The sequence below is a fragment of the Streptomyces sp. CA2R106 genome, from assembly GCF_037034245.1.
Lineage (GTDB): Bacteria > Actinomycetota > Actinomycetes > Streptomycetales > Streptomycetaceae > Actinacidiphila.
On sequence record NZ_JBAGKC010000009.1, the window covers coordinates 279,408 to 301,320 of the forward strand.

General features: G+C 73.4%; 16 protein-coding genes. 10 read left to right on the plus strand and 6 right to left on the minus strand.

What is annotated here, in order from left to right:
* Positions 1 to 60 precede the first annotated feature (60 nt).
* The 5 genes from WA788_RS16620 to WA788_RS16640 all read left to right on the plus strand — a co-directional run bounded on the left by WA788_RS16620 (position 61) and on the right by WA788_RS16640 (position 5,512).
* The gene (locus WA788_RS16620) at positions 61 to 600 is read left to right on the plus strand and encodes an ArsR/SmtB family transcription factor (RefSeq protein WP_335978020.1); all 540 of its coding nucleotides are present in this window, start codon (positions 61 to 63) and stop codon (positions 598 to 600) included.
* Complete coding sequence (locus WA788_RS16625; protein WP_335978022.1) at positions 597 to 1,847, plus strand: MFS transporter; 1,251 nt, start codon at positions 597 to 599, stop codon at positions 1,845 to 1,847. The genes WA788_RS16620 and WA788_RS16625 overlap by 4 nt, the downstream gene beginning before the upstream one ends.
* Positions 1,848 to 2,103: 256 nt before the next feature.
* Positions 2,104 to 2,802, plus strand: a complete 699-nt coding sequence (locus WA788_RS16630) for a TMEM175 family protein (RefSeq protein ID WP_335978024.1) — start codon at positions 2,104 to 2,106, stop codon at positions 2,800 to 2,802.
* Between the two features lie 174 nt (positions 2,803 to 2,976).
* A complete protein-coding gene (locus tag WA788_RS16635; RefSeq protein WP_335978028.1) occupies positions 2,977 to 3,450 on the plus strand; it encodes a carboxymuconolactone decarboxylase family protein in 474 nt (157 codons plus the stop codon).
* Positions 3,451 to 3,700: 250 nt separating this feature from the next.
* The gene (locus WA788_RS16640) at positions 3,701 to 5,512 is read left to right on the plus strand and encodes a hypothetical protein (protein ID WP_335978030.1); all 1,812 of its coding nucleotides are present in this window, start codon (positions 3,701 to 3,703) and stop codon (positions 5,510 to 5,512) included.
* Positions 5,513 to 5,547: 35 nt separating this feature from the next.
* On the opposite strand, the gene WA788_RS16645 is transcribed toward WA788_RS16640, so the two are convergent.
* Together WA788_RS16645 and WA788_RS16650 are read right to left on the minus strand one after the other, a co-directional pair.
* Positions 5,548 to 5,988, minus strand: a complete 441-nt coding sequence (locus tag WA788_RS16645) for a GNAT family N-acetyltransferase (protein ID WP_335978094.1) — start codon at positions 5,986 to 5,988, stop codon at positions 5,548 to 5,550.
* 95 nt (positions 5,989 to 6,083) lie between these two features.
* Entirely contained in the window at positions 6,084 to 7,085 is a 1,002-nt protein-coding gene (locus tag WA788_RS16650) for a mechanosensitive ion channel family protein (protein ID WP_335978032.1), read from the minus strand.
* Between the two features lie 306 nt (positions 7,086 to 7,391).
* On the opposite strand from WA788_RS16650, the gene WA788_RS16655 reads away from it, so the two are divergent.
* The 3 genes from WA788_RS16655 to WA788_RS16665 all read left to right on the plus strand — a co-directional run bounded on the left by WA788_RS16655 (position 7,392) and on the right by WA788_RS16665 (position 12,490).
* Complete coding sequence (locus WA788_RS16655) at positions 7,392 to 7,928, plus strand: HNH endonuclease (protein ID WP_103889250.1); 537 nt, start codon at positions 7,392 to 7,394, stop codon at positions 7,926 to 7,928.
* Between the two features lie 256 nt (positions 7,929 to 8,184).
* Positions 8,185 to 10,752, plus strand: coding sequence for an aminopeptidase N (gene pepN / locus WA788_RS16660; RefSeq protein WP_335978036.1), 2,568 nt, complete (start codon positions 8,185 to 8,187; stop codon positions 10,750 to 10,752).
* 310 nt (positions 10,753 to 11,062) lie between these two features.
* Positions 11,063 to 12,490 (plus strand): alkaline phosphatase family protein, encoded by a 1,428-nt coding sequence (locus tag WA788_RS16665; RefSeq protein ID WP_335978038.1) that lies wholly within the window; start codon positions 11,063 to 11,065, stop codon positions 12,488 to 12,490.
* A gap of 134 nt (positions 12,491 to 12,624) precedes the next feature.
* Here the strand turns inward: WA788_RS16665 and WA788_RS16670 are convergent, their stop codons facing one another.
* Positions 12,625 to 12,861: a hypothetical protein gene (locus tag WA788_RS16670; protein ID WP_335978040.1), complete on the minus strand. Its 237-nt coding sequence runs from the start codon at positions 12,859 to 12,861 to the stop codon at positions 12,625 to 12,627.
* Between the two features lie 47 nt (positions 12,862 to 12,908).
* Positions 12,909 to 14,981 (minus strand): 4-alpha-glucanotransferase, encoded by a 2,073-nt coding sequence (gene malQ / locus WA788_RS16675; protein WP_335978041.1) that lies wholly within the window; start codon positions 14,979 to 14,981, stop codon positions 12,909 to 12,911.
* Positions 14,982 to 15,278: 297 nt separating this feature from the next.
* Between malQ and WA788_RS16680 the strand changes: the two genes are divergently transcribed.
* Positions 15,279 to 17,063: a TIGR03767 family metallophosphoesterase gene (locus tag WA788_RS16680; protein WP_335978042.1), complete on the plus strand. Its 1,785-nt coding sequence runs from the start codon at positions 15,279 to 15,281 to the stop codon at positions 17,061 to 17,063.
* Positions 17,064 to 17,092: 29 nt separating this feature from the next.
* On the opposite strand, the gene WA788_RS16685 is transcribed toward WA788_RS16680, so the two are convergent.
* Positions 17,093 to 18,064, minus strand: a complete 972-nt coding sequence (locus WA788_RS16685) for a hypothetical protein (protein WP_335978044.1) — start codon at positions 18,062 to 18,064, stop codon at positions 17,093 to 17,095.
* 205 nt (positions 18,065 to 18,269) lie between these two features.
* Positions 18,270 to 20,864, minus strand: a complete 2,595-nt coding sequence (gene pepN, locus WA788_RS16690) for an aminopeptidase N (RefSeq protein ID WP_335978046.1) — start codon at positions 20,862 to 20,864, stop codon at positions 18,270 to 18,272.
* Between the two features lie 196 nt (positions 20,865 to 21,060).
* On the opposite strand from pepN (WA788_RS16690), the gene WA788_RS16695 reads away from it, so the two are divergent.
* Complete coding sequence (locus WA788_RS16695; protein ID WP_335978047.1) at positions 21,061 to 21,714, plus strand: mycothiol-dependent nitroreductase Rv2466c family protein; 654 nt, start codon at positions 21,061 to 21,063, stop codon at positions 21,712 to 21,714.
* Positions 21,715 to 21,913: the final 199 nt, after the last annotated feature.

Below are 21,913 nucleotides of genomic sequence, written 5' to 3' on the forward strand. Positions count from 1 at the left end.
CCCGGCCCCGCGTTCCGCCCCACCCTTGCATAATGGTCAAGAACCCTTGACCATTACCCCATGCCCACCGACGAGGTCCCCGAGACCCTCCACGTCACGACGGACGAGCAGTTGCGCGCCGTCTCCAACCTCACCCGCCACCGGATCATGGCGGCACTCCGCTTCGAGCCGGCGACGATCACCCAACTCGCCGAGCGGGTGGGCCTGGCGAAGGGCAGTTCGAGCTACCACGTGCGGCTGCTGGAGCGGGCCGGACTGGTGAAGGTGGTCCGCACCCGGAAGGTGCGGGGCGTCACCGAGCGGTACTACGCGATGGCCGCGCGGACGATCGTGCTGCCGGACCCGGGCGAGGGAGGGCCGGACGTGCTGATGCGGCACGCGGTCGCGGACCTGGAGGCGGCGCGGACGGACAGCGAGCGCCATGTGCGGATGGCGCATCTGCGGCTGACGGACGAGCAGTTCGCCCAACTGGGGGCGCGGCTGGAGGCATTGGCCGACGAGTACCGGGAGCTGTCGGACCCGTCGCTGCCGGACACCTCGCTGGTGTTCGCACTGTTCCGCCCGGCGCCGCGCCGGCAGGCCGAGGGGGACGCCAAGTGACCGCGGAGACACGGAAGTTGCCGGCCGGGTTCGGGCGGCTGTGGACCGCGCAGACGGTGTCCTCGCTCGGCGACGGGGTGTCGCAGGCCGCGATGCCGCTGCTCGCGCTGACGCTGACGCGCGACCCGATGGCGCTCGCGGTCGTCACGGCGGCGGGGACCCTGCCGTGGCTGCTGTTCGGGGTGCTCGGCGGTGTGCTGGTGGACCGGTGGGAGCACCGGCGCACGATGTGGGTGACGGACGCCGCGCGTGCGGCGCTGATCGCGGTCCCCGCGGTGGCGGCCGTACTGGACGCGCTGAGCATTCCGTTGCTGGCGGCCGTCGCGTTCCTGCTCGGCCTGGGCGGGCTGTTCTTCGACACGGCCGCCACGGCCTTCCTGCCGGACCTGCTGCGCCGCGACCCGGCGCTGCTGGAGCGCGCCAACTCCCGTCTGCGCGGCGCCCAGACCGCCATGTTCGGCTTCGCGGGGCCGCCCGCGGGCAGCGCGCTGCTCGCGCTCGGGCGGGCGTTCCCGCTGCTCGCCGACGCGGTGTCGTTCGTCCTGTCCGCGCTGCTGGTCCGCACGCTGCCCGCCGTGCCCCGGCCGGTGCCGGAAGCGCGCGAGTCCCTGCTGCGGCAGGCGCGGGCGGGGGCTTCGTACGTCTTCGGGGACCGGTTGCTGCTCGGGCTGGCGCTGCGCCCGGCGGTCGGGAACGTCGCGTTCCTCGCGGTGGAGACCGTGCTCGCGCTCTTCGCGCACGAGCGCCTGGGCATCGACACGTACGGCTACGGGCTGCTCCTCACGGCGGAGGCCACCGGCGGACTGCTCGGGACGGGCGCCGCCTCCGCCCTCGGCCGACGGCTCGGCACCGGCACCGCGCTGACCTGCACGGCCGTCGTCGAGGGGCTCGCCGTCCTGGGGCTGGCCGCCGCCCCGAACCCGTACGCGGCCGGGCTGGCGCTCGCCGTCTGCGGTGCGGGCATGGGCGCCACGATGGTGCTCGGGCCCTCCCTCCGGCAGGCGATCGTCCCGGCCCACCTCATGGGCCGCGTCGCCTCCACCTCCCGCATGCTGGCGATGTGCGCCGCCCCGGTCGGGGCCTTCCTCGGCGGCTGGCTGGCCACCGCCTACGACATCCGCACCCCGCTCTACGCCGCCGGCGCACTCCTGCTGACGATGACGGCCGTCACGGCGTCCATGACCGGCAACCGCCGGGTCGAAGCGGCCCTGGCCGCCTCTGCCCCGGCCGCCGCCCCGGTCATCTGAACCCGGTCGGCACCGGGACGGGCCCGTCGCCGCGGGGGTTCGGCCACCCGGCGGCCGCTTCGAGACGTTCTCCTCGAAAGCTTCACCAGCCGCCGGCCGGCCCCCGTCGGCGGGCCCCCGTCCGCACTTTTCCGTCAACTTCCCTCCCATGGAACTCAGGTAGAGTCCCGCGGGTCGTGGGAACCCCCGCGACCAGCGGATTCCGGTAGTGCGCCGGCTGGCCCCGGCGGACCGGACAGGGGAGAGGTGCGCACACATGGGTGCCAACGGCACTGTCGACGAGATCGGGACGGAAAGGGTCGACACCGCTGAGCCGCCGGCGCCCGGGTCCGGCAAGATCGAGGGCACGATGTCGGGGGAGCGGCTGGTGTTCTTCACCGACGCCGTGACCGCGATCTCCATCACCCTGCTGGTCCTGCCGCTGGTGGACCTCGTGCCGGAGGTCTCGGCCGACCACAAGGGCGCCAGCGAGGTGATCACCGGCCACCTCGGCCAGATCTGGAGCTTCCTGCTCAGCTTCGCCGTCGTCGCGAACGTCTGGCGCGAGCACCACCGCGCTTTCTCGGCGGTCACCCGGCTCACCCGCGCCCTGGTGATATGGAACATGGGGTGGCTGCTCGCCGTCGTCGTGCTCCCGCTCCCGACCGAGATGATCGGCACCTTCGGCCGCGACCGGTTCGCGGGGGGCTTCTACTACGCCACGCTCCTGGCCACGATGGTGTGCCGGCTGGCGATGCTGCGCATCCTCAAGTCGACCCCGCAGCTGCTCGAGGAGGACGGGCGGGGCGCCCGCGTGGACATCGACGAGTCGTTCACCGAGAGCTACTGGAACGTCATCGCCCTGGTGGCCGCCTTCGCGATCGCGCTCGCCGTGCCCGTGCTGCAGTACTACAGCCTGGTGCTGCTGATCCTGCCGCGGCGGGTGCTGAAGCTGCGGGCCCGCACCGCGGCCTGAGGCCCGCGCGCACGCGAGCGGCCCGCCGCGGGCTGCGCCGGGGCGGTGGAGATCCTGCGCAGATCTCGTGTGGCGGTCCCGCGGACATCACACTCCGGCGGGCTGCCCCGTCGTACGGGTGAAGGCGGCGCACCACGCGCCGCACCCACGCGACAGCGAAGGCGGGAACCCACCATGGAAGCTCGGATGGACCTCACGGGCAACGCGCTCATGAACAAGGTCATCCCCCACCTGGCCACGGCCGGCCGGCTGACCATGACCTCCTCGATACCGGCGGCGACCCTCGAACTGGTGCGGCTGCGCGCCAGCCAGATCAACGGCTGCGCGTTCTGCACCGACATGCACACCAAGGAGGCCGCGCACGCGGGCGAGAGCGCGATCCGGCTCAACCTGGTCGCGGTCTGGCGCGAGGCCACCGTCTTCACCGACGCCGAGCGCGCCGCCCTGGAGCTGACCGAGCGGGCCACCCGCGTCGCCGACGGCGCCGAGGGCGTCAGTGACGAGGTGTGGGCCGCGGTGACCAAGCACTACGACGAGGACCAGATCGCCGCCCTGCTCACCACCATCGCGCTGATCAACGCGTTCAACCGGCTCAACATCATGGTCCGCCAGCCCGCGGGCTCCTACGTCGTCGGTCAACTCGGCTGATCCGCAAGCCCGTCCGGCACTTCCCCCGGCCGCCTCCCACCCCCGCGTCCACCAGAGTTCACCCACTCGTAACGGGCCGCCCGGACAACCCGGACGGAGGGTGCGCGGTCGTCCTTGTCGGGGGGATTCCGCACCGGCCCGATGCAACGCCAAGGCCCTGGCGACCCTCCACACAAGTAGGCGCGCGCACCCGCGCCGCGCCGCCGGAACCCCGGCGGGCGGCAGGGCGCGGGGGGAGGGAAGGGTCGGTATGGACGCAGGCTCGCATCCGGGCGGCGGGGCGGTGGCGCAGCGGCCACCCGCGGCGGTGGGCGGCGCCCCTGCGCCGGCCCGCCGCGACGCGCTGGGCGGAGCACCGGACCGGGCACCGGCGCCGAAGGAGGGGACGGCACCGGACGGCTCGGCCGGGCCCGCCCAGTGGCACCGCGGGATGACCCTGGTCGGCACGATCAGCCTGTTCATCGGCACCCGCGGCACCTGGTCCGACGCGATGGGCGAGCACCCGCCGCTCGCCGCGCTCATCTCCGTCTGCTACGCGGGCATCCTCCTCGCGGGGGTGGCCGCCGGCGCCGTACGGACCCGCCGCGCGCTGGTGCGGACCGACGCGGGGGTCCTGCTGATCGCGCTCGTCCTGGTCGGCTGCCGGCTGGCGCTCCACCACGCCGGCGCCGACGAGGGCGTGCTCACCGCCCAGGCGGCCCAGGCCATCGACCACGGCCGGCCGATCTACGACCAGCCGTGGCCCTGGCTCTTCGAGCACTCCCGCATCGCGCTCACCAAGACCATGAGCGGCGGCGCCGACTACACCTACGGCTACCCGCCGCTGGCCGCGCTGCTCACCGCGCCGGTGCACCTGGTGGTGCACAGCACCGCCGCGGCCACGGTCGTGACCACCGGCGCCCTGATGGCCGGCACGGTGGTGCTGTGGCTGATGCTGCCCGCGCCCTGGCGGTCCGCGGCCACCGCGGTCTGCCTCGGCTTCGACCTGCTGCCGCAGTACGCCCGCGAGGGCTACCCCGCCATGCTCGCCTTCGCGCTGCTGGTCCCGGTCGTGGTCCGCTGGCCGCGGACCGGTGCCGGAGGGCGGCTCGGCCGCGCCGGAGTGGTGCGCGGGCTGTGCCTGGGCGCTGCCTGCGCCTCCCAGCAACTCGCCTGGTTCCTCACCCCGTTCCTCCTGGTCGCCCTTTACGCGGTACGGCGCGGCGAACTCGGCCGCCGCGACGCGCTGGCCGTCACCGCCCGCTACACCGGTACGGCCCTGCTGTCCTGGGCCGCGCTCAACGTCTACTTCGCCGCACAGGACCCGGTGGGCTGGGTGCACGGCATCATGCTGCCGCTGACGCAGAACGCGATCATGCACGGCCAGGGCGTGGTGGACATCTCGTACTACTTCACCGACGGCAGCAGCCGGCTGAGCTTCTACTCCTACGGCAGCATCCTGCTCCTGCTCGGGCTGCTCGCGGCGACCTGCCTGTTCGTCCGGCGGCTCGGGCTCGCGGTCACGGTGCTGCCCTGGGCGTCGTTCTACTTCGCCACCCGCTCCCAGGACGGCTACTTCCTGATGCTCACACCGCTGTGGCTGGCGGCGCTGGCGACGGTGCCCGCCTCCGCGCTGGCCGGCGCCTGGCAGCCGCGGCTGCCAGGGCGGCTGCGCTCGCGGCGCGCGAAGGCGGCGGTGCTGGCCGGGCTGCTGGTCCCGGCGGTGGCGTGCGTGACCGTGGCCGCCGCGAGTCCGCCTCCGATGGCGATGACGGTCACCCCGCGGCTGGCCCGCGCGCACCACGGGGTGACCGCGGTGAGCGTGCGGGTGACCAACCGCGGCTCCGTGCCGCTGACCCCGCACTTCGCCACACGCAGCGGCCAGGGCTCCTCCAACTGGTGGTCCATCGAGTCCGGCGACCGCACCCTGGCGCCGCACGCCTCCACGACCTACCTGCTGCGGCCGCCCGGCGGTTACCGCGGGTTCCCGCCGCACCAGCACCTGTACCTGACGGCGTTCACCGACCGGCCGATGACGGTGACGGCGGCGCTCATCCCGTCCAAGGGCGCGCCGCCGCGCTGAGCCGTCGCGCTGAGCCGTCGCGCTGAGCCGTCGCGCTACGACGCCGCCGGTGCGGGCGGGCGGACCATGAAGACGTCGATCGGGTCCTCGGACTCGACGGTGAATCCGTGCCGCTCGTACAGGCGGCGGGCGGCGCTGCCCTGGAGCACGATCAGGCGGGTGGTCTCGCCCGCCCGGTCCGCGCGGGCGAGCAGCGTGCCCAGCACCCAGGTGCCCAGGCCCCGGCCCTGGTGGGCGCGGGCGAGGTAGAAGTGCTCCAGGACGCGGGAGCCGTCGGGCTCGGGGCGGAAGGTGACCGAGCCGGCCAGGGCGCCGTCCGCCAGGACGATCGAGGTGTGCTCGCGGGAGAAGCCGTCCCGCAGCCGCTGCCGGACCCGGTGCTCGTCATAGCGGCCGAGGCGTTCGAGGTCGGGGCGCATGACGAGCGCGCGCAGGTCGGCGACCGTCTCGACATCGGCGGGCGTCGAGGGGCGCAGCGACCAGCCGCCGGCCGCGGCCGTCCTCGTACCGGTGCTTGCGGCCGTGTTCGTGCTGTCCACGTCCGTCCCTCTGCCGGTGTGTGCGGCGGTGCTCAGTCGTCGCTGTCCTGCTCGGCCCCCGCGGAGGGGCCGTCCTCGTCCTGGCCGCCGCCGGACTGGGCCGGGACGAGGACGCCCGGGCCGCCGGTGATCTCGATGCCCTCGCGCAGGAAGGCGCGCCTGATCCGCCAGCGCAGCTCGCGGGAGACGCTCGCGGCCTGGCCGGGCATGGTGCGGGCCTGCGCCTGGAGCACCACGGAGTCCTCCGCGACCGACTCCAGCCCGAGCACCTTCACCGGCTCCCACAGCCGCTCGTCCCAGGGCGTCTCCTTGGCCATGTCGTCCGCGGTCGCCGTGATCACCGCGCGGGCCCGGTCCAGGTCCTCACCCGCGCCGACCTGCACGTCCACCACCGCGGTGGCCCAGCCCTGGCTGAGGTTCCCGATCCGCTTCACCTCGCCGTTGCGGACGTACCAGATCTCGCCGCCGTCGCCGCGCAGCTTCGTGACCCGCAGGCCGACCTCCACCACGGTGCCGGTCGCCACGCCAGCGTCGATCACGTCGCCGACGCCGTACTGGTCCTCCAGGATCATGAACACGCCGGAGAGGAAGTCCGTCACCAGGTTGCGGGCGCCGAAGCCGATCGCGACGCCGGCCACCCCGGCGCTGGCCAGCAGCGGCGCCAGGTTGATCTTCAGCACCGACAGCACCGTCAGCGCGGCCGTGCCCAGGATCAGGAACGACGCCACGCTGCGCAGCACCGACCCGATCGCCTCGCTGCGCTGGCGGCGCCGCTCGGCGTTGACCAGCAGCCCGCCCAGCGCGGTGTTCGCGGCCACCTCCGCGCCCCGGTTCATCCGTTCGATGAGCCGGCTGATGGTCTTGCGTACCACCGAACGGAGTACCACCGCGATCGCGACGATCAGCACGATCCGCAGGCCCGAGGTGAGCCAGTTCGCCCAGTTGTCGTCCACCCAGCTGCTGGCCTGCGCCGCCGAACGGGGCACGTCGGCGAACGGCGCGGTGTTCTGGGGCTGCGGCGTCGGGCTGGACACGGGGACCTCCGTCGGGGGAGCCCGGGGGCTCGGGGTGCGAGGGCTCCAATGTAACGGCGGCCAAACACGTGAACGATGCCGTCTCGTTGCCCCGCGGAGGAGCGGAAGGCCGCTGATCGGGGGATGTATGGAGGGTGCGGCGGCGTTGTCCTACCAGGGACCCGGAGCGGCAGGGGCGCGAGTGTGGTCCAAAACACCCTCGGTCCGTTACCCGGGCATGGTGGCGCAGTGCACCGCATTCCGGAGAGACTGAGGCCAGATCGTCCCGGCGCGAGCCACGCGCCGCCGGCGCCTAAGGAGGCATCCGTGCCGCATGTCCTGGTCCTGAACGCGTCGTACGAGCCACTCGGCGTCGTACCGCTACGCCGCGCGCTCATCCTCGTGCTCAACAACAAGGCCGTGTGCCTGGAGGAATCCGGCGCCTACCTGCACAGCGAGACCCAGGCGCTGCCCGCGCCGAGTGTCGTGAAACTCACCAAGTTCGTACGCGTCCCCTTCCGGGGCACGGTCCCGCTGACCCGCCGGGCGCTCTTCGCCCGGGACGGCGGCAAGTGCGCGTACTGCGGGGCCGCCGCCACCAGCGTCGACCACGTCATCCCGCGCAGCCGCGGCGGCCAGCACGCCTGGGACAACGTGGTGGCGGCGTGCAGACGCTGCAACCACGTGAAGGCGGACCGCCACGTCGCCGAGCTGGGGTGGCGGCTGCGCCATCAACCGGCCCCGCCGTCGGGGCTGGCCTGGCGGATCATCGGGACCGGACATCGGGACCCGAGGTGGCTGCCATACCTGCAACCCTTCGGCGCGGACGACGCCCTGGCCCGGATCGACGGCATATCAGCCTGAGATCCGGGCTTCTTGCTTCCCACCGCGGTACGCCCGCCCGCCCCGGGCGCACCGCGGTGCCGGCCTCCACCGCGCCGCCGGCGCCGCCGAGGCACCGCCTTTCCCTGGGCGGGCCGGCGCCCGCGGGGGAGGCGGCGAACGTGCGAGGATGGGCCTGCCACCGGCGGAAACCCGGTGAGCGGGACCCGGGTGATCGCTATCCGGATCGATCCGGTCGACACGTTCGACGAGTTCGGCAGTGAAGGAGAAGGCCGTCGTGGCTGGTACGAACCTCACGCGTGCGGAGGCGCAGGAGCGGGCGCGCCTGCTCCGCGTGGAAGCGTACGACATCGAGCTGGACCTGCGCGGGGCCCAGGACGGCGGGACCTTCCGCTCGGTGACCACCGTGCGCTTCGAGGTCCGCGAGCCCGGTGCGAGCTTCATCGACCTGATCGCCCCGGCCGTCCACGAAGTGGTGCTCAACGGGACCGCGCTCGACGCGGACCGCGTCTTCGCCGACTCCCGGATCGCCCTCGACGACCTGCCCGCCGGGCCGAACGAGCTGCGGGTCGTCGCCGACTGCGCCTACACCAACACCGGTGAGGGCCTGCACCGCTTCGTCGACCCGGTCGACAAGCAGGCGTACCTGTACACGCAGTTCGAGGTGGCGGACTCCCGCCGGGTCTACGCCTCCTTCGAGCAGCCCGACCTGAAGGCGGCCTTCGCCTTCACCGTCCAGGCGCCCGCCGGCTGGACGGTCGTGTCGAACGCGCCGACGCCGCCGGCCCCCGAGGACGGCGTGTGGGTCTTCGAGCCCACCCCGCGCATCTCGTCGTACGTCACCGCGCTGATCGTCGGCCCGTACGCCTCGGTGCACAGCACCTGGGAGGGGGCGGGGCGCAGCGTGCCGCTGGGCGTGTACTGCCGGCCCTCCCTCGTGGAGCACCTGGACGCCGAGGAGATCTTCGCCGTCACCCGGCAGGGCTTCGACTGGTTCCACGACAAGTTCGCCCATCCGTACCCGTTCGCCAAGTACGACCAGCTGTTCGTCCCGGAGTTCAACGCGGGCGCGATGGAGAACGCGGGCGCGGTCACCATCCGCGACCAGTACGTCTTCCGCTCCAAGGTCACCGACTCCGCGTACGAGGTGCGGGGGGAGACCATCCTGCACGAGCTGGCCCACATGTGGTTCGGCGACCTGGTCACCATGGAGTGGTGGAACGACCTCTGGCTCAACGAGTCGTTCGCCACCTACACCTCCATCGCCTGCCAGGCGCACGCCCCAGGCTCCAAGTGGCCGCACTCCTGGACCACCTTCGCCAACAGCATGAAGACGTGGGCCTACCGGCAGGACCAACTGCCCTCCACCCACCCGATCATGGCGGAGATCAACGACCTGGAAGACGTCCTGGTCAACTTCGACGGGATCACCTACGCCAAGGGCGCCTCGGTCCTCAAGCAGCTCGTCGCCTACGTCGGCATGGACGCCTTCTTCGCCGGTGTGCAGCAGTACTTCAAGCGGCACGCGTGGGGCAACACCCGCCTGTCGGACCTGCTCGGCGCGCTGGAGGAGACCTCCGGGCGCGACCTGAAGTCCTGGTCGAAGGCGTGGCTGGAGACCGCGGGCATCAATGTGCTGCGGCCGGAGATCGAGGTCGGCGCCGACGGCACCGTCACCTCCTTCGCGGTGCGGCAGGAGGCGCCCGCGCTTCCGGCCGGCGCCAAGGGCGTGCCGGTGCTGCGGCCGCACCGCATCGCGATCGGCGCCTACGACCTGAAGGACGGCGTGCTGGTCCGCACCCGCCGGATCGAGCTGGACGTCGACGGCGAGCGCACCGAGGTGCCCGAACTGGCCGGCACCGCCCGCCCGGACGTCTTCCTGCTCAACGACGACGACCTGTCGTACGCCAAGATCCGGCTGGACGAGCAGTCCCTCGCCGTGGTCCGCGACCACGTCGGCGACTTCACCGAGTCGCTGCCGCGCGCGCTGGTCTGGGCGGCCGCGTGGGACATGACGCGCGACGGCGAACTGGCCGCCCGCGACTACCTGGAGCTGGTGCTGCACGGCATCGGCAAGGAGAGCGACATCGGCGTGGTGCAGTCGCTGCACCGCCAGGTCAAGCTGGCCCTGGACGCGTATGTGGCGCCGGGTAGGCGGGAGGCCGAGGTGGCCCGCTGGACGCAGGCGGCGCTGGAGCACCTCCAGGCGGCCGACGCGGGCAGCGACCACCAGCTGGCCTGGGCCCGGGCGTTCGCCGGCACCGCCCGCACCCCCGAGCAGCTCGACATCCTCCAGGGCCTGCTGGACGGCACCCGCTCCTACGACGGCCTCGCGGTCGACACCGAGCTGCGCTGGGCGCTGCTGATCCGGCTGGCCGCGACCGGCCGGGCCGGTGCGGACGCGATCGACGCCGAACTGGTCCGCGACCCCACCTCCGCCGGTGAGCAGCACGCCGCGGCCGCCCGCGCCGCCCGCCCGGACGCGGCGAACAAGGCCGAGGTGTGGACGTCGGTGGTCGACGAGGACAAGCTGCCCAACGCCGTGCAGGAGGCCGTCATCGGCGGCTTCGTCCAGAGCGACCAGCGCGAACTGCTCGCCCCCTACGCCGAGCGGTACTTCGCGTCCGTCAAGAGCGTGTGGGACTCCCGCAGTTACGAGATGGCGCAGCAGATCGTGACCGGCCTCTACCCCTCGCTCCAGATCTCGCGGCAGACCCTGGACGCCACCGACGCGTGGCTGGCCTCGGCCGAGCCGGTGCCGGCGCTGCGCCGGCTGGTGGTGGAGTCCCGCTCCGGCGTCGAACGCGCCCTGAAGGCGCAGGCGGTGGACGAGGCGGCCGGGTAACGCCCGACTCCTCCCGCGGCCTCTCGCAGGCGTTCCCCCCGGCGGTGCCCCGGTCCCTGAGGGACCGGGGCACCGCCGCGTTCGCGCTGTGGGACTGCTGTGCGCGGACTGTACGGCGTGGCGCTCAGGTGAACGGCGCGGTGGTACGGGAGTGGCGCCGCGGTGACACAGGTAAAGGTGTGGCCAACTGCTTCCTGCACGTTGGCCACGTGTTCACCGGCTGCCCCCATCGACCCGCGCGTCCCTCCGTCCAGGCTGCCGTGGGGCTCTCGGCAAGGGGGCCCACCAGACGGCTCAAGGAGGAACGTTCATGGCCGAGTTGACGCGTCGCAGACTCCTCGGATCGGCAGCGGGCGCGGTGGGTGGCGCGGCCGCGCTGTCGCTGCTCCCGCCGAGCGTGCAGAAGGCGGTCGCCGCGGGGCCGCCGCGCAGCGGTTCGCTGCGCGACATCGAGCACGTGGTCATGCTGATGCAGGAGAACCGCTCCTTCGACCACTACTTCGGCACCCTGTCCGGTGTGCGCGGCTTCAGCGACCCGGACGCGAAGAAGCTCTCCACCGGCCGTTCGGTGTTCTACCAGCCCGACACGGAGAACCCCGACGGCTACACCCTGCCCTTCCACCTGGACACCAAGAGCACCAGCGCCCAGGCGATCCCCTCCACCAGCCACGCCTACACAGTGCAGCACCAGGCGTGGAACGGCGGCGCGATGGACAAGTGGCTGCCCGCCCACCGCGCGGCCGACGGCGCCAACGGCCCGTACGTGATGGGCTACTACACGCGGGAGGACATCCCGTTCCAGTTCGCGCTGGCGGAGACCTTCACCATCTGCGACAACTACTACTGCTCGATGATGGGCCCGACCTGGCCCAACCGGCTGTACTGGATGACCGGCACCGTGGACCCCGGCGGCACGAAGGGCGGCCCGGTGATCAGCAACTTGGCGCCGACGCCGTACCGCTGGACGACGTACGCGGAGCGGCTCCAGGCGGCCGGGGTGGACTGGAAGGTCTACCAGGAGACCGACAACTACGGCACCAACATGCTCTCGCAGTTCCAGCGGTTCCAGGACGCCCAGCCCGGCGACCCGCTGTACGAGCGGGCCATGGTGTACCAGCCCGAGGGCACCTTCGAGGACGACGCCCGCAACGACCGGCTGCCCGCGGTCTCCTGGATTCTGCCGACCAGCTACCAGTCCGAGCACCCGGACTACCTGCCCGCGGCCGGCGCGGACTTCGTCGCGTCCAAGATCGAGGCGATCGCGTCCAACCCGAAGGTGTGGGCGAAGACCGCGTTCATCCTCAACTACGACGAGAACGACGGCCTGTTCGACCACGTGGTGCCGCCGACCGCGAAGGCCGGCACGGCCGACGAGTACATCGACGGGCAGCCGATCGGTGCGGGCTTCCGGGTCCCGGCGATCATCGTCTCGCCGTGGACGGTCGGCGGATGGGTGGCGAGCGAGGCGTTCGACCACACCTCGTCGCTGCGCTTCCTGGAGAAGTTCACCGGCGTCCAGGAGCCGAACATCTCGCAGTGGCGCCGCCGCACCTTCGGCGACCTCACCTCGGCCTTCCGCTTCGACGACGCGACCGCGCAGGCGCCGAAGCTGCCGGACAACACCGCCGAGCAGCTCGCCGAGGCCGAGCAGGAGGTGGCGACGCTGCCCAAGCCGACGCTGCCGGGGGCCGACCAGAGCTTCCCGAAGCAGGAGAAGGGCAGCCGCCCGCACACGTGAGCCGCCGGCACACGTGAGCCACCGCCCGCACGAAGCGCCCGCAGAAAGCGCCCGCGTGCAACGCCCGCGCGCCGCCTCCCGTACCGTCGGGGGCGGCGCGTCGGGGTGCCCGGGGGCGCCGTCAGGCGCCGGGGCTACTGCTGCTTGCGGGACTTGTCCGTCACGATGACCAGCCCGGCGATGACACCGAACAGCACCAGCGGGAGCGCCACGAACAGGCCGAGGGTCTGGAGCACGCTCAGGCCGGAACCCGGGTCGTCGCCGTCGCTGCGCGACAGGGCGAAGGCGGGGGACGACATGAGCAGCATCAGCGCAGTACCGGTGGTGACGACCCCGGCGCGCACGACCTTCTTGGTGAGCTTCTTGTCCACGTACTCAATGTAGTGACCGCTTCCGCGCCTCGTGCGCGCGGGGTGCCTTACAGGCGCGTCGGGCGCGTCGCGAGCGCCGCGCGCAGCTCCTCGGTGAGGGTGTGCAGCCGGGGTGAGGCGGCCAACTCCTCCAGGGTCAGCGGCCGCCCGTCCGGCCCGGCGACCGGCAGCCGCCAGTTCGGGTACTCCGTGGAGGTGCCCGGCAGGTTCTGCGGGCGCCGGTCGCCGACGGTGTCCGGCAGCCACACCCCGACCATCCGCGCCGGGGTCAGCGCCAGGAACCGGTGCACCGCCCGGACCACCCCCTCCTCCTCCACCGGGCCGTCGGGCAGCAGCCCCAGCCGGCCCAGCAGCGCGATCCACTCCGCGACCTCCGCCGCGTCCGCCGCCTGCGCCGCCGCCAGCGGCTGCCCCAGCAGCCCCAGCCGGTGCCGCAGCCCGACGTGCTCCCCGGTCAGCCGGGCCGCGGTGCTCGGCAGGTCGTGCGTGGTCGCCGTCGCCACGCACGCCGACCGCCACGCCGACGGCGGCAGCGGGCGGTGCCCGGGGTCGGCGCCGGAGTAGTCCCGCTCGAACCACAGCACCGAAGTGCCCAGCACCCCCCGGTCCGCCAGCTCCTCGCGCACCCCCGGCTCCACCGTGCCCAGGTCCTCGCCGATCACCACCGCCCCCGCCTCATGGGCCTCCAGCGCCAGCAGCCCCAGCATCGCCCGCGCGTCGTAGCGGACGTACGTGCCCTCCGTCGGCGGGCGGCCCTGCGGCACCCACCACAGCCGGAACAGGCCCATCACGTGGTCCATCCGCAGGCCCCCGGCGTGCCGCAGCATCCGCGCGACCAGGTCCCGGTAGGGCGCGTAGCCGGTCGCCGCCAGCGCGTCCGGGCGCCACGGCGGCAGGCCCCAGTCCTGGCCGCGGGAGTTGAAGGCGTCCGGCGGCGCCCCCACCGAGATGCCCGCGGCCAGCACGTCCTGCATCGACCAGGCGTCCGAGCCGGCCGGATGCACCCCCACCGCCAGGTCGTGCACCACCCCGACCGGCATCCCCGCCGCCCGGGCGGCCCCCTGCGCCGCGCCGAGCTGCCCGTCGGTGAGCCAGGTCAGCCAGGCGTGGAAGTCCACCCGCTCCAGCAGCTCGCTGCGCGCCCGCGCCACCTGCGGCGAGCGCGGGTCCCGCAGCCCCGCCGGCCAGGCGTGCCAGTCCGGGCCGTGCAGCTCGGCCAGCGCCGACCAGGTGGCGTGGTCGTCCAGCGCCTGGCCCTGCTCGGCGAGGAAGTCCGCGTAGGCCGCCCGGCGGCCGGGGCTGAGCGGCACCGCCCGCAGCAGCTCCAGCGCCTGCGACTTCAGCGCCCACACCGCGTCCCGGTCGATCAGCGCGTCCCGCGTCAGCACCCCGTCCCGCAGCCCGCCGGCCGCCGCCAGCAGCTCCGCCATCTGCTTGCGGGCGGCCGCCGGCAGGTAGGCGTACTCGGGGATCTCCTCCACCCGCAGGTAGACCGGGTCGGGGAAACGCCGCGAGGAGGGGCGGTACGGCGACGGGTCGGTGGGGCGGCCCGGCACCGCCGCGTGCAGCGGGTTGATCTGCACGAAGCCCGCGCCCAGGGTGCGGCCGGACCACGCCGCCAGGTCCGCGAGGTCGGCGAGGTCGCCCATGCCCCAGGAGCGCGCGGACAGCGTGGAGTACAGCTGCGCCATGAACCCGAAGGTGCGCCCCGGCGGCCCGGGCAGCCGCTCGGGCGCCACCACCAGCTCCCCGGTCGAGGTGCGGCCGTCGGGCGTCCGGGCGCGCAGCGCGTAGCGGCCCGGCGCGGTGGGCGCCGCCGGCAGCGGCTCGCCGGTGCGCGAGGTGGCCGTCAACCGGGTGCCGTCCGGCAGCCTGGCCAGCACCGCGTCGAGGGTGTCGTGCCCGGCCCGCAGCACCGTGCACGGGTCGAGCAGGCGGTTGCCCGCGCGCTGCTCGTAGGCCGCCAGGGCGTCCTTCACCGCGCAGTGCGTGCTCGCGTCCACCCCGAGCGCGGCCAGTACGGCCACGATCGTCTCCGTCGGGACGGCCACCTCTCTGTCCGCGGTCGGGCGGTACGCCACGTCCACGCCGTACAACCCGGCCAGCCGTACCCGGTCCATCGTGCCTCCGTCCTCACAGTGCGTGCACAGACCCCTACCCCGGGGTGCCCTCCTCCTACCCCCGCGCCGTACGGTCGCGCGCGCACGGGGCCGCCGCGGAAGGGCGGACGGGGGCGTGGAGGGGAACGGCGGCGCTCGGCCGGATGACGAACGCGGGAACGGACATTCGTGCCCGGAGATGGGCATTCCGCGTTCGCTCCGCGTTACGGAGCACGCCACTTCCGCTGCCAACCATCCCGGTGGGTGCCCCACGCCCGGGGCCGCTCGTACGCCACAGCCTCCCCACGGGGGAACGACATGCCCGCACCCGAGCCCACCCGCACCCCTCCCCACCGCCCCCACCTCGACCGCCGCGCCCTGCTGATCGCGTCCGGCACCGGCCTCGCAGCCGCCGGCGGCGCCGCCGCATGGCTCTTCGGCCCCGGCTCCGACCGGGCCAGCGCCCACCCGACGGCGGCGCCGAGCAGCGCGGCCCGCCGCAGCGCAGCCCCGCCCGCGACGCCCGCCGCCACGGCGTCCACCGCGGTGGAGCCGACCACCGTCGGCACCACCCTGCACTCCGTGGCGACCCCCACCGGCAAGGGCGCCTACCGGCGCCTGACGGACGGTCCCGGCTGGAAGCGAGTGGTCCGCGCCGACCTCGCCCCGGCGGACCCGCGCCGCCTGGAGCGCCGCACCGCGATCGCCGCGTTCGTCCAACTCACCGACCTGCACGTGATGGACGTCCAGTCGCCGCTGCGCATGGAGTGGATGCGCGAGCACGGCCCGCACGACTGGCGCCCCCACGAGGCGCTGTCCGTCCTGAGCACCCTGTCGATCATCGACCGGGTCAACAGCCTGCGCGGCGGCCCGGTCACCGGCCACCCGCTGTCCTTCGCCATCACCACCGGCGACAACACCGACAACAACTCCACGATCGAGCTGGACTGGTTCCTCACCGCGATGAGCGGCGGCCGGATCAACCCCAACACCGGTGACCCGCAGGCGTTCGAGGGCATCCAGAACTCGGGGCTGCCGCTGTTCTGGCAGCCGGAGAGCGCCCGCACCGACGCCGACAAGAAGCTCGGCTTCCCGCACCTGCCCGGCTATCTGACCGCCGCCATGCGCCCGCTGACCGCCCCCGGCCTGAAGATCCCCTGGTACTCCACCGTCGGCAACCACGACGCCCTGTTCAGCGGCGCCTACCGGTCCGGACCGCACGGCTCCTTCGCCGCGCAGACCGCCGTCGGCGACCGCAAGCTGGAGCAGGTGCCGCACGCCGACATGATGCGCGTGTACCGGGCGGTGTCCTCGCAGCAGGACCCGGACGGCGCGCTCGTCCGCGAGGTCCTCCAGCGCTACGCCCGTACCGCCCGCACCGTCACCGCCGACGCCCGGCGCGTCCCGTTCACCCCGCAGGAGTACCTGGACGCGCACCTCGACCCCAGCCGCACCGGCGCGGGTCCCGTCGGCCACGGCTACGCCGCCGAGGGCGTGGACGCCGACCACCTCTACTACACCTTCCGGGTCGCCGACGGCGTGCTCGGCGTCAGCCTGGACACCACCGACCGCGGCGGCGCGTTCCTCGGCTCCATCGGCTCCGAGCAACTCGCCTGGCTGGACCGCACCCTGACCGAGCACGCCGACGAGCACGTGCTGGTCTTCAGCCACCACGCCGGCCACAGCATGACGAACCTGCGGACCGACCCCGCCCGGCCGCAGGAGAAGCGGCACGGCGGCGACGAGCTCACCGCGCTGCTGAACCGGCACCGCAACGTGCTGGCCTGGATCAACGGCCACAGCCACCACAACCGGATCGCCCCGCGCGACACCTTCTGGGAGGTCAACACCGCCTCCCACGTGGACTACCCGCAGCTCGCCCGGGTGATCGAACTCGTCGACAACCACGACGGGACGCTGTCGCTGATCACCACGCTGATCGAGTCCGCGGCCCCGCACCGCACCGACTTCCACGACCTGTCCACCACCGGACTGGCCTCGCTCTACCGCGAGTTGGCGTTCAACGCGCCCGGCGCGGACATCACCTCCGCGAGCGGCGCCGCCCACGACCGCAACGCCGAACTCCTGCTGCGGAAGAGGTGAGGAAGAGGTGAGGCCGGCCGCGGCCGCGCTCAGCGCGGTGTGACCACCACATAGGCGGCCGGGTCCGCCTCGCCCGAGGCCATCAGCGCGGTGCGGACCACGGCCGCCTGCTGCGCCGCGGCGTCCCGCAGCTTCACCGGGGACAGGAACACCATCGTGATGCCCAGCGCCTCCACGTGTTCGCGCTGCCGGGCGTAGTACGACCACAGCGCGTCGTCGGCCGGGTCCAGGCAGACCGCCACACCGTGGTCGGGCCAGTACGCGTCCACCCCGCCGAGCGGCGGGCCGCCCGGCAGCCGCAGGTCCACGTTCCACACCGGGTCGGGCAACTGGTAGGCGCGCACCATCGCGTACAGCCGCTGCTCGGCCATCGCGCGGTCCTCCGTACGCAGCACGTCCACCGCGCGCCGTACCGTCGGGCGGTGCAGCAGCCCCGCCCGGGACAGCTCCCGCAGCACCGCCGCGCCGTCGCAGTGCCCCGACCGCACCGCCTCCGTCAGCAGCGCCCGTACGGCGTCGGTGTCCCCCAGCTCCGCGATCGCGTCCGCCAGCGCCCGCGGCACCGGAGCGCACGGCAGGCCCACCACGTCCGTCGGGTACGGCAGTTCACGGGTGCGGTGCACCGTCACGTCGCCCGCGTCGCGCAGCCGGCGCTGCCACGGCACCAGCACGTCGATCATCGGGAGCCCGATCAGCGGCGGCACCGACGTGAAGCGGTACAGCGCCAGCGCCGCCAGCCCCGTCACCATCGCCCCCCGGCCCCCGCCCACCGGCGCCGCGTACAGCAGTGCCGCCCGCACGCGCTCCTCGCTGCTCGGCGGGCCCGAGTGCAGCAGGCACACCCCGGGCAGGATCTGCTGCCAACGGCCGCCCGGGCGGCAGTACTCGCCGATCTGCGCGGCCGTCATGCCGAGTTCTCGCAGCCGGTGGAACGTCACCACCGTCTCGTCGCAGCCGTCGCGGCGGTCCAGTGCGTGGGAGGTCAGATCGTTCGCGGTCATGCCCGAGTGTTTCCCTCCCAAGGGCCCCCAACTAACCCTTGTTACACACCCGTCGACAAACTCGGACAACCCGAGCCTAAAGTCCCCCGCGTTCGGTGCCGATCAGCCCGCCCGGGCTTTGCGGCAGGTTCGCGCACACCAGGCCGCCCGGCCCGCCGCCGGGGTCGCTTCGCGGCCACGGCGGCGAACGGCCGGACGCGTGCGGCTACTTGGGCGCGTCGCAGACCTGTGCCCGAAGGGCGCGGGCGAGGTCGTCGCGCGCCTCGAGGACGAGCCGCCGAAGCGCCGGCGCGGCTCCTGCCCGCTCGGAGAGCCACTCGTCGGTGGCCGCGAGCACCACGTCCCCGTCCTGGAGAGAGGGGTAGAGCCCGCGGACGACGTCCATCCCGATCTCGATGGACCGCTCGGCCCAGACCCGTTCGATCGCCTCGAAGTAGGGCGCGACGTAGGGCGCGCCCAACTCCCGCTGCCCGGGCTGGGCGAACCCCGCGATGGTGGCCTCGACCAGGGCGTTGGACAGGGTGTCGGAGTCGACCACCGCGGCCCAGGCGGCGGCCTTGACCTCGGCGTCGGGCCGGGCCGCCAGGCACCGCACCTCGTGGCGGTGCCCGGAGGCGGTGTCGTCGCGGCGCCGCTCGGCCGCGACGGCGTCCGCTCCGGCGACACCCTCGCCGACGAGCGTTTCGAGGAAGGTCCACCGCAGTTCCTGGTCGACGTCGAGCCCGTCGATCTTCGCGGAACCGTCCAGCAGCCCCTGGACCAGCTGGAGATCGGCCGCGGAGGCGGCGGACGCCGCGAAGAAGCGGGCCCACGCCAACTGGTGCCCGCTGCCCGGCTCGGCCTGCCGCAGCTCCCGCAGCGCGCCCGCCGCGAGCGCGGTGCCGGCCTCCTCCCGCGCGCCGGGCGCGACGTAGTGGACGAGGGCGGTCCGCGCCTGCTGGTGGAGCGACTGGAGCACGCCGATGTCGGTCTCCTGCCCGGCGAAGCGCAGCACCAGCCCCAGGTAGTCCCGCGCGGGCATCAGCGCGTCCCGGGTGAGGTTCCACACCGCCGACCAGGCCAGCGCCCGCGCCAGCGGGTCGGAGAGGTCGCCGAGCCGCTCCCGCAGCGTTGCGAGCGACACCTCGTCGAAGCGGGTCTTGGCGTACGTCAGGTCGTCGTCGTTGACCAGCACCAGGTCCGGCCGCGGCTGCCCCGCGAGCTCGGGCACCGCCGTGGACGGCCCGGCGACGTCCGCCTCCGCGCGGGCGTAGCGCTCCAACGTGCCGTCGGGCGTGTGCCGGTAGAGGCCGACCGCGATCCGGTGCGGCCGCAGCCGCGGCTGCGTGCCGTCCGCGGTCTGCGCCACCGACAGCTCGGTGATCCGGCCCTCCGCGTCGCAGATCACCTGCGGAGTCAGGGAGTTGACGCCCGCGGTCTCCAGCCACGCCGCCGACCAGGCGGCCATGTCCCGCCCGGAGGTCTCCGCCAGCACCGCCAGCAGGTCCGCGAGCGTGGTGTTGCCGTACGCGTTCCGCTTGAAGTACCGCCGGGCCGCCTCCAGGAACGCGTCCCGCCCCACGTACGCGACGAGCTGCTTGAGCACCGAGGCGCCCTTGGAGTACGTGATGCCGTCGAAGTTGAGCTTCGCCGCCTCCAGGTCCGGGATGTCCGCCACCACCGGGTGGGTGGAGGGCAGTTGGTCGGCCCGGTAGGCCCACGCCTTGCGGCGGTTGGCGAAGGTGATCCACCCCTCGGTGAACTCCGTCGCCTCCACCAGCGCGAACGCGCCCATGAAGTCGGCGAACGACTCCTTCAGCCACAGGTCGTCCCACCACCGCATGGTCACCAGGTCGCCGAACCACATGTGCGCCATCTCGTGCAGGATGACGTTGGCCCGGCCTTCGTACGACGCCCGCGTCACCTTGCCGCGGAAGACGTACTCCTCGCGGAAGGTCACACAGCCCGGGTTCTCCATCGCGCCGAGGTTGTACTCCGGCACGAACGCCTGGTCGTACTTACCGAACGGGTACGGGTAGTCGAAGCTCTCGTGGAAGAAGTCCAGGCCGCGCTTGGTGACGTCGAAGATCGCGTCGGCGTCGAAGTGCCGGGCCAGCGAGCGGCGGCACAGCGCGGACAGCGGGATGTCCAGCACCGCGCCGTCCGGGTGGGTGCGCGCGTAGTGGTCGCGCTCCACGTGGTAGGGCCCGGCTACGACCGCGGTGATGTACGTCGAGATCGGCTGGGTGGGCACGAACGCGGTGGTCGCGCCGCCGCCCTCGGCCGGCACCGGGTCGCCGTCCGCCGCGCCGTTGCCCAGCACCGTCCAGCCCTCGGGCGCGGTGACCCGGAAGGAGAACGGCGCCTTCAGGTCCGGCTGCTCGAAGTTCGCGAACACCCGCCGGGCGTCGGCCGGTTCGTACTGCGTGTAGAGGTAGACCTCGCCGTCCTCGGGGTCCTCGAAGCGGTGCAGGCCCTCACCGGTCCGGCTGTAGGCGCAGTGCGCGTCCACCACCAGGGTGTTGCGCTCGGCGAGGTCCGCCAGCGCGATCCGGGTGCCGTCGAAGACCGCCGCCGGGTCCAGCTCGCGGCCGTTGAGCCGGACCGACGCCACCGACGGCGCGATCAGGTCGGCGAAGGTCGACGCGCCCGGCCGCGCGCAGCGGAAGTCGATCACCGTGGTGGACCGGAAGGTGCGCGGTCCGCTCCCGGCCGCCGGACCGACCGCGGAGCGCACGTCCAGCGCCACGTCGTACCGCTCCACGGACAGGATCGCGGCCCGCTCGCGGGCCTCCTCACGGCTCAGGTTCTCGCCGGGCACGTGGCGGCTCCTCTCGGTCTTGGCACTCCTGCCGTCGGGCGCGCCGGATCGCGGCGCCCTGGCATCCTCCCACGGGCCCCGCGGGGCGGCAGCGGGGAATGAGCCGGGGTGCGCGGCACGTTGTCGTGGTGGGGTGGCGGGTGCGAGCCGCCGGCCGCCCCGTCCCTGACACGATGCCGTGAACGAGGAGCTCGCAGTGACCGCGACTGCCGCCGAGCAGACCGAGAAGACCCCCGCCGACTTCTGGTTCGACCCGCTGTGCCCCTGGGCCTGGATGACCTCCCGCTGGATGCTGGAGGTGGAGAAGGTCCGCCCGGTCGAGGTGCGCTGGCACGTGATGAGCCTCGCGGTGCTCAACGAGGACAAGCTCGACACCCTCCCCGAGCAGTACGCCACCTTCCTGCGCGACGCCTGGGGCCCGGTCCGGGTCGTCACCGCCGCCCGCGAACTGCACGGGGACGACGTCGTCGGCCCCCTCTACACCGCGCTGGGCACCCGCTTCCACAACCGGGCCGAGCCCAAGACCCGCGAGACCGTCGTGGCCGCGCTGGAGGAGGTCGGACTGCCCGCCTCCCTCGCCGACTTCGCGGACACCGACACCTACGACTCGCAGCTGCGCGCCTCCCACAAGGAGGGCATCGACAAGGTCGGCCAGGAAGTCGGCACCCCCGTGATCGCCGTCCCCGGCGCCGACGGCGAGCAGATCGCCTTCTTCGGCCCCGTCGTCACCCCCGCTCCCAAGGGCGAGCAGGCCGCCCAGCTCTGGGACGGCACCCTGCTGGTCGCCGCGATCCCGGGCTTCTACGAGATCAAGCGCACCCGCACCCAGGGCCCGATCTTCGACGAGTGATCAGGCGCCGCCGCTTGGTGGAGTTCCCACAGCGGCAGCGGGTACGGGGCGGCCTGCCACGGGCTGCCCCGTACCCGTTTCCGCAGCGCTTCATGGCGTGACGAGTCTCACGTGAGCAGGCGAAAGGGCGCGCGCGGCGGGGGAGGTGGGGCGCGGGCTAAGCCTCCAAGGGCGGGCGCCGCGGTTTGTCGGGGTCCGA